The sequence below is a fragment of the Amycolatopsis rifamycinica genome (assembly GCF_000695625.1).
GTDB lineage: Bacteria > Actinomycetota > Actinomycetes > Mycobacteriales > Pseudonocardiaceae > Amycolatopsis > Amycolatopsis rifamycinica.
The window spans coordinates 338,970-348,727 of the sequence record NZ_JMQI01000079.1; the positions used below are offsets into that span (position 1 = coordinate 338,970).

Annotated in this window: 11 protein-coding genes; 4 read left to right on the forward strand and 7 right to left on the reverse strand. The window is 71.1% G+C overall.

The features are described from left to right. Window positions 1-15: 15 nt before the first annotated feature. Entirely contained in the window at window positions 16-540 is a 525-nt protein-coding gene (locus DV20_RS40045) for an SMI1/KNR4 family protein (RefSeq protein WP_160169777.1), read from the forward strand. Window position 541: 1 nt separating this feature from the next. Here the strand turns inward: DV20_RS40045 and DV20_RS40050 are convergent, their stop codons facing one another. Next, window positions 542-1,726, reverse strand: coding sequence for an amino acid deaminase/aldolase (locus DV20_RS40050; RefSeq protein WP_043788792.1), 1,185 nt, complete (start codon window positions 1,724-1,726; stop codon window positions 542-544). Between the two features lie 85 nt (window positions 1,727-1,811). Here DV20_RS40050 and DV20_RS40055 point away from each other — a divergent pair, with 85 nt between their 5' ends. Then, a complete protein-coding gene (locus tag DV20_RS40055; RefSeq protein ID WP_043788793.1) occupies window positions 1,812-3,107 on the forward strand; it encodes a D-arabinono-1,4-lactone oxidase in 1,296 nt (431 codons plus the stop codon). On the opposite strand, the gene DV20_RS40060 is transcribed toward DV20_RS40055, so the two are convergent. From DV20_RS40060 to DV20_RS40070, 3 genes are read right to left on the reverse strand one after another with little or no spacing between them, the layout of a single operon-like run. Beyond that, entirely contained in the window at window positions 3,104-4,054 is a 951-nt protein-coding gene (locus DV20_RS40060) for a ribose-phosphate diphosphokinase (protein ID WP_043788794.1), read from the reverse strand. The genes DV20_RS40055 and DV20_RS40060 overlap by 4 nt on opposite strands. After that, window positions 4,051-4,701, reverse strand: a complete 651-nt coding sequence (locus DV20_RS40065; protein ID WP_043788796.1) for an SDR family oxidoreductase — start codon at window positions 4,699-4,701, stop codon at window positions 4,051-4,053. Before DV20_RS40065 ends, DV20_RS40060 begins: the two co-directional genes overlap by 4 nt. 33 nt (window positions 4,702-4,734) lie before the next feature. Beyond that, window positions 4,735-5,388: a hypothetical protein gene (locus DV20_RS40070; RefSeq protein ID WP_043788797.1), complete on the reverse strand. Its 654-nt coding sequence runs from the start codon at window positions 5,386-5,388 to the stop codon at window positions 4,735-4,737. 422 nt (window positions 5,389-5,810) lie between these two features. Here DV20_RS40070 and DV20_RS40075 point away from each other — a divergent pair, with 422 nt between their 5' ends. Together DV20_RS40075 and DV20_RS40080 are read left to right on the forward strand one after the other, a co-directional pair. Further along, complete coding sequence (locus DV20_RS40075; RefSeq protein WP_043788798.1) at window positions 5,811-6,881, forward strand: HpcH/HpaI aldolase/citrate lyase family protein; 1,071 nt, start codon at window positions 5,811-5,813, stop codon at window positions 6,879-6,881. Beyond that, a complete protein-coding gene (locus DV20_RS40080) occupies window positions 6,878-7,735 on the forward strand; it encodes an HpcH/HpaI aldolase/citrate lyase family protein (protein WP_043788800.1) in 858 nt (285 codons plus the stop codon). The genes DV20_RS40075 and DV20_RS40080 overlap by 4 nt, the downstream gene beginning before the upstream one ends. Before the next feature lie 40 nt (window positions 7,736-7,775). On the opposite strand, the gene DV20_RS40085 is transcribed toward DV20_RS40080, so the two are convergent. The 3 genes from DV20_RS40085 to DV20_RS40095 form a co-directional block, all read right to left on the reverse strand. After that, window positions 7,776-8,651 carry a CU044_5270 family protein gene (locus DV20_RS40085; protein WP_043788801.1) on the reverse strand — a complete coding sequence of 292 codons (876 nt, stop codon included), beginning with the start codon at window positions 8,649-8,651 and terminating at the stop codon, window positions 7,776-7,778. Next, a complete protein-coding gene (locus DV20_RS40090) occupies window positions 8,644-9,165 on the reverse strand; it encodes an RNA polymerase sigma factor (RefSeq protein WP_043788802.1) in 522 nt (173 codons plus the stop codon). The genes DV20_RS40085 and DV20_RS40090 overlap by 8 nt, the downstream gene beginning before the upstream one ends. A 79-nt stretch (window positions 9,166-9,244) precedes the next feature. Beyond that, window positions 9,245-9,758 (reverse strand): amidase family protein (locus tag DV20_RS40095; protein WP_043788804.1); only part of this gene is annotated, 514 nt, incomplete at its 5' end.

Below are 9,758 nucleotides of genomic sequence, written 5' to 3' on the forward strand. Positions count from 1 at the left end.
GAGACGGGGGAACACGTGGGAGCAGCGGTCACCGAGTTGGCGAAGGTGCTCGGCCATCCGGACGTCGATCCGCTTCCCGTCGACTGGGCGGCCGTCGAGCGGCAGCTCGGTGTCGGCCTTCCGGCTGACTACAAAGCCTTTGCCGACGCTTATCCAGCCCTGTTCATCAACGAATACCTCCGGGTCTGTCACCCGTCCTGCTCCGACGCGCAGAGGAACCTGCTGCTCGACGCGCAGGTGCGGACGCGTTCCTTGCGCGAGCTCACCGCGGAGTTCCCGGAAATGCACGTTTACCCCGTCTACCCGGCGCCCGGCGGGTTGCTGTGCTGGGGGAACAACACCAGCCGGGAGCAGTGCTACTGGCTCACCGAAGGGCATCCCGATGACTGGCGGGTCGTGATCGGCGAGCAGGAAGACTACTGCTGGCTGTTCGACGGGAATTTTTGCGACTTCCTGCTCGCTTCCTGCCGAGGCGAACTGGCCCATCCCTTCTACGGGTCGTTCACGGGCCCGCTGGAGAAGGTCGATTTCGTCCGTTAGGTCAGCCGAAGTTCTGGTGCTCGCCCCGGTAAGTCGGGACGGTTCGCTCCACCCGGTCGCCCAGGATCAGGTGGTAGTGCGTGAACCGCTCCGCCAGCTCGCCCGCCTTCGCGTGGCGTAGCCAGACCCGGTCGCCCAGGTTCAGGGTTCGGGCCGCTCGGCCCGTCACCGGCGTCTGGACTTCGCCCGCTCCCTCGAAGCCCAGGAACTTCAAGCCCTTTGGCAGATACGGCTTCGGCTGGCGGGAGGGACCCGTTGGACCCGAAGCGATGTAGCCGCCCGAAAAGAGCGTTGCGATGTTGCGGGTTGGGCGGCGGACCACCGGCAACGCGAACAACGCTGCCGGGCGGGGCTTGAAGCGGGTGTAGCCGTCGAAAAGCGTTGGGCCGATCAGGCCCGAGCCTGCCGCTATTTCCGTTACCACCGCGTCGGCGCCCGTTGATTCCAGGCTGCCCGTTCCGCCTCCGTTGACGAACTCCAGCGAGGTCACCGCCTGGACCGCTCGGACCGCTTCGCCGCGGCGGCGGGCCAGCTCGGCCGCCGAGCGGCGTTGCATCCAGCCCACCGCTGCGCGGCTCAGGCGGGGGCCTGATGCGTCGCCGAGGCCGGCTATCTGGCCTTCGTACGCCATCACGCCCACCACGCGGAAGCCCGGGCGGGCCAGCACCTGCTGGGCGAACGTCGAGGCGTGCTTCGGGGTGAAGATCGGGGACCGGCGCGTGCCGACGTGGACTCCCGGAAGCGGGCGCCACGACGCGTCCAGCTCCAGGCAGACCCGGATTTCCGGGTGGCCGTGGCCGAGGGCCGCGTCGACCAGGTCCAGGTGTGCCGGCGAGTCCACCATGATCGCGATCGCCGTGCGGGCTTTCTCCGACGCGGCCAGGCGGCGGAGGGCTTCGTGGTCGGCCGTCGGGTAGGCGACGACGATGTCATCGGTCGTGCCCTGCTCCGCGTGCCAGACCGCTTCCGCCAGCGAGTAGCACATCAGGCCCTCGAAGCCCGGCATCGTCAGCACCCGCTCCAGGAGGGCGCGGCAGCGGACCGACTTGCTGACGACGCGGATCGGCTTGCCCCCGGCGCGGCGGCGGAGGTCGGCCGCGTTCGCGTCGAACGCCGCCAAGTCGACCACGGCCAAGGGGGGATCGAGGTCCTTGGTCGCCAAGTCGTACACCGTCGCACTGGTCACAAGGTCTAAAGTACGACACGAAGGCTTGAAACGCGAATACTATTCACTTACTGTTCCGGGCACTCACGGACGAAGGGGTGCGCGCATGACCCGGTGGACCAACTGGGCGGGCACGGCCTCCGCCTCTCCGCAGCACGTTCACCGGCCGCGCACCACGGCGGAGATCGCGGCGACGCTGCAGCGCATCGCCTCGGCCGGCCGCACCGTACGCCCCTGGGGCAGCGGGCACTCCTTCACCGCCATCGCCGCCGCCGACTCCGATGCGCTCGACCTGCGGCACTGGACCGGTGTCGAACGCGCCGACCTGACGACCGGGCACGTCACCGTTCGCTCGGGCACCACGCTCCGGGAACTCAACGCCGCCCTCGACGCGCTCGGGCTGGCCATGACCAACCTCGGGGACATCGACGCGCAGACCATCGCCGGCGCGATTTCCACCGGCACCCACGGCACCGGCGCGAAGCTCGGCGGCCTCGCCACCCAGGTGGTCGCGCTCGAACTCGTCCTCGCCGACGGCTCGATCGTCACCTGCTCGGCCGATGAGCGACCCGACCTCTTCGCCGCCGCGCGCGTCGGGCTCGGCGCGCTCGGCGTGATCACCACGGTGACGCTCAAGTGCGAGCCGTCCTTCGTCCTGCGTGCGCAGGAACGGCCCGAGCCGCTGGAACAGGTCCTCGAGGGCTTCCACGACTTCGCCGACGAGAACGAGCACTTCGAGTTCTACTGGTTCCCCTACGGCAAGAATGCGCTGGTCAAGCGCAACAACCGAGGCGAGACGGCCGAACCGCTGAGCAAGGTCCGCGAGTTCGTCGACTACCGGATCATGGAGAACGTCGCCTTCGGCGGGCTCTGCCGGGCCGGACGGCTGATGCCGCGACTCGTGCCGTCGCTCGGCAGCTTCGCCTCCAAGGCCTTGAGCGCGCGGGAGTACAGCGACGTCTCCCACCGCGTCTTCGTCACCGCGCGCAACGTCCGCTTCACCGAAACGGAATACGCTGTTCCACGTGAATCAGTGCTGGACGTGCTCGCCGAGCTACGCGCGGTAGTGCCCACCCTGAAGAACCCGGTGATGTTCCCGGTCGAGGTGCGGGTCGCCGCGGCCGACGACATCTGGCTGTCGACCGCGCAGGGCCGCGACTCCGCCTACATCGCCATCCACCAGTTCACCGGCATGCCGTACCGCGAGTACTTCAGCGCGTTCGAGAAGATCGCCGGCGCGGTCGGCGGCCGCCCGCACTGGGGCAAGATGCACGACCTCGACGCCGACGTCCTCCGCTCGCGCTACCCGCACTTCGACGACTTCCTGCGCGTCCGCAAGGAAACCGACCCGGACGGCATCTTCGCCAACACCTACCTCGACCGGGTGCTGGGCCCGGCCTAGAAGAGCGCCGACACCGATTCGCCGTTGTGGATCCGGCGGATCGCCTCGGCCATCGCCGGCGCGATCGACAGGATCTTCAGCTTCTCGGTGCGCTCTTCTTCGGGCACCGGGACCGTGTTGGTGCAGACGATCTCCAGCACCTCCGGCCGGCTGCCGATGCGCTCGATGGCCTTCGCCGCGAACAGCCCGTGCGTGCAGGCGACGCGGATCGAGCGTGGTTCCAGCTCGGCCAGCCTGTCCAGCAGTTCGAGCACCGTGCTGCCCTTGGCGATCTCGTCGTCGAGCACGATGACGTCCCGGCCGGTGATCTCGCCGATCACCGAGGTGATCTGGACGCGGTCGTCGGGGAAGCGTTCCTTCGCCCCGGCCGCGACCTGGACGCCGAGGAGCCGCGCGAAGTGCGACGCCTCCTTCGCGTTGCCCAGGTCGGGCGAGACGACGGTGGTGCGCGAAAGGTCGTACTGGCGGAAGTGCTTGGCCAGCTCCTGCAACGCGTGCAGGTGATCCACCGGGACGCTGAAGAAGCCGTGCACCTGCGGCGAGTGCAGGGTCATCGCGAGCACGCGGCTCGCGCCCGCCGTCACCAGGAGGTCGGCGACCAGCCGGCCGCCGATGGAGATGCGCGGCGCGTCCTTCTTGTCCGAGCGCGCGTACGAGTAGTGCGGCATGACGGCGGTGATGCGGGACGCCGACGCGCCGCGGGCCGCGTCGAGCATCAGCAGCAGCTCGACCAGGTGCTCCTGCACCGGCTTGACCAGCGGCTGGATGATGAAGACGTCCCGCTCGCGGCAGTTGGCCTGCAGCTGCACCTCGAGGCAGTCGTTGGCGAACCGCTGGATCTCGACCGGCCGCAGCGGCACGCCGAGGTGCGCGCAGATCTCTTCGGCCAGCTCGGGGTGGGCGCTGCCGCTGAAAACGGCGATTTCTCTGGATGCCTGGGTGATCACAGCGCTGAGATCGCCTCACCGATGGCGGCCTCACCGGAGATCAGCTCCAGGGTGCGGCGGATCGAAGCGGGCGTCTCGAGCAGGCCGACGAGGACGGCGGCGACGTCGTCGCGCGGCACCGGGCCGCGGCCGGTCTTCTCGGCCAGCAGGACCAGGCCGGTGCCCGGGTCGTCGGTGAGCTGCCCGGGCCGGAGGATCGTCCAGTCGAGGTCGCGCGCCTTGAGGTCGTCCTCCGCCGCGCGCTTGGCGCGCAGGTAGTACCGGAATTCCTCGCTGACGTCGGGGTTGTCCGGGTTGTCGGCGCCCATCGAGCCCACCTGGACGTGCCGGCGGACGCCCGCGCGCTCGGCCGCCTCGGCGAACAGCGCCGCGGCGCCACGGTCCACAGTGTCCTTGCGGGCGGTGCCGCTGCCCGGGCCCGCGCCGGCGGAGAACACCGCGGCGTCGGCGCCCTTCAGGACTTCGGCGACGGCGTCCACATCGGAGTTCTCCAGGTCGAGCACGACGGCTTGGGCGCCGGCGGCTTCGAGGTCCGCCGCGTGGGCGGGATTCCGGATGATTCCGACCGCTTCGTCACCGCGCGCGGCGAGCAGCCGCTCGAGCCGCAGCGCGATCTGACCGTGTCCACCTGCAATGACGACTCGCATGAGCCGACCCTATCCCGGGGCCGATCAGGAGCGTCAGTCGAGCGACGCGGGGACCTCGGCGGTGCGGAGCAGGTGGTCGTAGACCAGCTCGTTGACCAGCCGGGAGACCGGGTCCTCGGCCAGCACGACCCGCTCGGTGCGGCCCTCGAGGTCGAGGTCGACGACCGCGTTCGGGTCGGCGGTCACGACGGCGAGGCCGTACGCGCGGGCGCGCGGCAGGCAGTTGCCGACGTAGTCCTCGGTCAGCACGGCCGGGGACGGGAGGACCATCGCGGCCTCGCCGTAGCGGGCGAACGGAACCGCAGAGGCCATCGCGGTGCGCCAGTGGCGCGCGACGGCCAGGACGCCGACGATTTCGGCGGCCGGGGCGGGGGCGGTTCCGGCCAGCTCCGGCCAGGTCCAGGTGTCGACGGTGGCGCGGTCGGCCACCGGGCCGGCACCCATCGCGATGCGTTCGGCGTGCACGTCGGTGCGGAGCTTGGCGACCACGCAGACCTTGCGGCCCAGGATCGTGGTCTCGGGGAGGACGATGCCGTTCCAGCCCAGCTGGGCGGCGGCGGCGCGGGCGAGCTCGTCGACGCTCGCGGGGAGCTCGATCGGCGGCACCACGCGGCTCGGCATCGACCGGCTGCGCTGCGCGCCACCGGCGACCGTCGAGCGCTCGGTGTTCTGAGGTGTAGCCGCCACGAGTCCGCCTCCTTCTAACCTGCACCGCTTCGTGACCGGGGGAAACCGGCCCTTCACTTGTCTAACAGCGCGGCGGCGCGGCGTCGCCGGGTAGTGCGAGTGGCTGCGATCGGCGGCGGCCAGCGGTCGATGACCGGTCGGTAGGCGGTCATCGGACTTCGGTCGAACGGTGCGGCCAACCGAGTGACCGCGGGGTGAGTGGCATTACGGACCGGCAACGGACGATTACCCGGGGCAGAACCGGCCAAACCACCTCCGGCTAACCCGATCGGCGCAACCAGGGCCGGCTCCACAGTGGACGCGGGCCGCTGAGCTGCGGTTGTCCGCCGTCACGCCCCTGGCGGTGACTTGCACCGCAGCGGTCCCGCGCGCCCGGGACTAAAGTTACCCACCAGTCACTTAGCCGCCGCCGTGGAGGACCGATGCGCTCCCCGAAGGACTTCTTCGCCCCGCTCGCCCTGGGCGCGCCCGCGCCCGTGCGGGAAATCCCGGTGACGCCGTCCCGGATGATCCACTTCTTCGACCCCGGCAACGAGAAGATGGCGGCGAAGGTGCCGGACATCGCCAAGAAGGTCGACGTCCTGCTCGGCAACCTCGAGGACGCCGTGCGCGCCGACCGCAAGGAGGCCGCGCGCGCCGGGCTGGTCGCGATCGCCAAGGCGAACGACTTCGGGAAGACGCAGCTGTGGACGCGCGTCAACAGCCTGGACTCGCCGTGGGTGCTCGACGACCTGATCACGCTGGTCACCGAGATCGGCGACAAGCTCGACGTCATCATGGTGCCGAAGGTCGAGGGCGCGCAGGACATCCACTACGTCGACCGCCTGCTGGCCCAGCTCGAGGCGCGCGCCGGCCTCACGAAGCCGTTGCTGGTGCACGCCATCCTCGAGACGGCGAGCGGCGTGGCCAATGTGGAGGAGATCGCCGGCGCGAGCCCGCGCATGCAGGGCATCTCGCTCGGACCGGCCGACCTGGCCGCGAGCCGCCGGATGAAGACGACCCGCGTCGGCGGCGGGCACCCCGGCTACCTGGTTCGGACGGACCCGGTCGGCGACGACCTGAACGCGGGCCGGACGACGTACCAGCAGGACCTCTGGCACTACACCGTCGCCCGGATGGTGGACGCCTGCGCGATGCACGGGATCCTGCCGTACTACGGACCGTTCGGGGACATCCGCGACGTCGTGGCCTGTGAGGACCAGTTCCGCAACGCGTTCCTGCTCGGCTGCGTCGGCGCGTGGAGCCTGCACCCGGTGCAGATCGACATCGCGAAGAAGGTGTTCTCGCCTTCGCCGTCCGATGTGGCCTGGGCGCGCCGGGTGATCGCCGAGATGGGCGACGGCACCGGCGCGGTGATGATCGACGGGAAGATGCAGGACGACGCGTCGGTGAAGCAGTGCCGCGTGGTCGCCGAACTGGCGGATGCCCTCGCGGCGGACGACCCCGAACTCGCCGCGGCCTACGACGCGGCCACCAAGGAGGCCCTCGGATGACCGAGCTGAAGCCGAGGCGTTCCGTCCTCTACATGCCCGGCGCGAACGAGCGCGCGCTGGAGAAGGCCAAGACGATCCCGGCGGACGCGCTGATCCTCGACCTCGAGGACGCCGTCTCCCCCGACGCGAAGGAAGCCGCCCGCGACCGGGTCTGCGCCGCGGTCGGGAACTACGGTTCCCGCGAAGTCACCATCCGGGTCAACGGCCTCGACACCGAGTGGCACGACGCCGACCTGCGCGCGGCCGCGGCCGCCGGCCCGGCCGCGGTGGTCGTCCCGAAGGTGAACTCGGCGGCCGAGGTGCACAACATCGAGCGGGCGCTGGAGCTCGGCGGGGCGCCGGACCACACGAAGATCTGGGCGATGGTCGAGACGCCGGTCGCGATGCTGCACGCCGAGGAGATCGCGGCGGCGTCCGAGCGGCTCACCGTGCTGGTGATGGGCACGAACGACCTGGCCAAGGAACTGCACGCGGAGTTCGTGCCGGGCCGCGGCCCGCTGCTCGGCGGGCTTTCGCTGTGCCTGCTGGCCGCCCGGGCGACCGGCAAGGTGATCCTCGACGGCGTCTACAACGACGTGAAGGACCTCGAGGGGTTCGAAGCCGAGTGCGAGCAGGGCCGTCAGTACGGCTTCGACGGCAAGACGCTGATCCACCCGGCGCAGGTCGAGCCGTGCAACCGGATCTTCGCGCCGTCCGAAGAGGAGATCGACCGGTCGCGCCGGATCATCGAGGCCTTCGAGGAAGCGCAGAAGGAAGGCCGCGGCGTGGTGACGGTGGACGGCCGGATGATCGAGAACCTGCACGTCGAGAACGCACGGCGGGTGCTGGCGCTGGCCGAGGCCGTCAAGAGCTGAACCCCGGTGGCCGGGCGGCAGGCCCGGCCACCGGGGCGGTTCACTCCGGCAGCGAGTCCGTCCACCCGGAACTGACCTGGGCGCCCTGCGGGTCGGCGACCACGTAGATCCCGCCGTCCGTGGAGACGTACATCGACGTGCGGTTGATGCGGCCGGTCGCCGGGTCGACCACCAGGCGGTAGTCACCGGGCAACCGGAAACCGCGGCCGCCCGGGACGGGGCCGAGGTCCTGGACGCCGGGGTACGCCGCGATCGACCGGAAGGCCGCCGCTCGCACCGGCGGCGGGGCGGGGAGGGTCGACACCAGGGAGACCAGCGACAGCAGCAGCTCCCGTTCCCGGTCCGCCGCGGTGAACGGGCCCGCGCTCGTCCGGGCGCCGCTGTGCGCGATCGCGTTCACGAGCCAGTCCCGCAGCGCCGCCGGGTCGGTGGGCAGCGTCCGGAGCTGCTCGAAGGTCACGTCGGTGGCCGCCAGCTGCAACGGGTGCACCCCGAGCGGCATGACCCGGCCACCGCTCTTCGCACCGCGGAACCACAGGTGGCCGTCGGCGGAGAACCAGTGCTCGTAACCGCCCTTGGTGTCGGCCGTCTTCACGTGCCAGTACTTGCCGGTGCCCGCCGGGGAGCGCTCGGCCACCGTGGCCGCCGCCAGCAGGACCTGCGTGCCGGTGACGACCGGCGCCTCGGCCTGTGGCTGCGGCTGCGGCGCGGGAGCCGGGGCACCGGGCAGGGTCGCCACCACGACGGCGGCCGCGGCCGCGGCGGCCACGAACCCGGCGCCGAGCGCCAGCGGACGCACGCGGCGGCGTGGTCCCGTGAGCATGTGGTTCTGCAGCCGGTGCCGGCTGCGGTCGACGACGTCCTGCGGGACTTCGTGGGGCGAAAGCGCGGCTCGGAGGGTCTGCAGGTCATTCATCGGAAGCCTCCTGGGAAAGCACGGGGTTGAGCTTCTTGCGGGCGCGGTTCAGCCGGGAGCCGACGGTGCCCGGCGAGATGCCGAGCGCCTCGGCGACTTCCGCGTACCCGAGGTCGCCGAGCGCGACGAGCAGCAGGACATCGCGTTCACCGGCGGAGAGACGGGCCAGCGCCGCGCCCACCCGCGCGGCCGAGACCGCATCGACAACGCGGTTTTCGTGCCCTTCGGCGGTCTCGCGCGGGTCGAGCCGCGAGAGGGCGCGGTAGTGGCGGGCCTCCTTGCGGCGGTGCCGGGAGACCAGGTTCGTCGCGATGCCGAACAGCCACGCCCGGAGGTCGCCGCGGCTCGGGTCGAACGTCTTCCGGCGGTCGAAGGCGACGAGGAACGTCTCGGCGGCCACGTCCTCCGCGGCCTGGGCGCCGAGGCGACCGGCGACGTACCGGTAGATCGCCCCGAAATGGCGGTCGTGCACCTCGGTGAACTGCTCGGTGCCCAGCACCGGGGCCGCCGTCATGGGGCTGCCTCTGTCATGGGGTTCCTTCCCGTCGGCGACAGCTTCACCCCTGCTTCGCCGAAGGCCCGGAACTCCTTCCCTACCCGATCGGCCAGGGTCGCTGCGGCGGCCGGAGCCGCTCGTACGCCGCCGCGACCCGGAGGACGCCGAGGTCGTCGAAGCGGCGCCCGGCGATCTGGAGGCCGATCGGCCGTCCGTCGTCGGTGTAGCCGCAGTTCAGCGACACCGCGGGCTGGCCGGACATGTTGTACGGCACGGTGAACCCGATGTGCTCGAACGGCCGGGCCGGGTCGTTGGTCGGGGACGCCCACTCCGCAGGCGGCGCCGCGACCGGGCAGGTCGGGGACAGCACGACGTCGAACGCCGAGGTCGCGCGCAGGGCCGCCACGCTCATCACGTCGATCTGCGCGAAGCCGCGGTAGACGTCCACCCCGGACGCGTCCGCGCCGCCCGCCGCCCAGTCGGCGATGTACGGCAGGACCTTCGCGCGGCGGTCCGCCGGCAGGGCCGTCATGTCCGACCAGGCCCGCGTGCGCCAGAAGACGTCGAGGCCGTCGAGCATGGCGGGGGTGAGGAACGGCTCGACCGGCTCG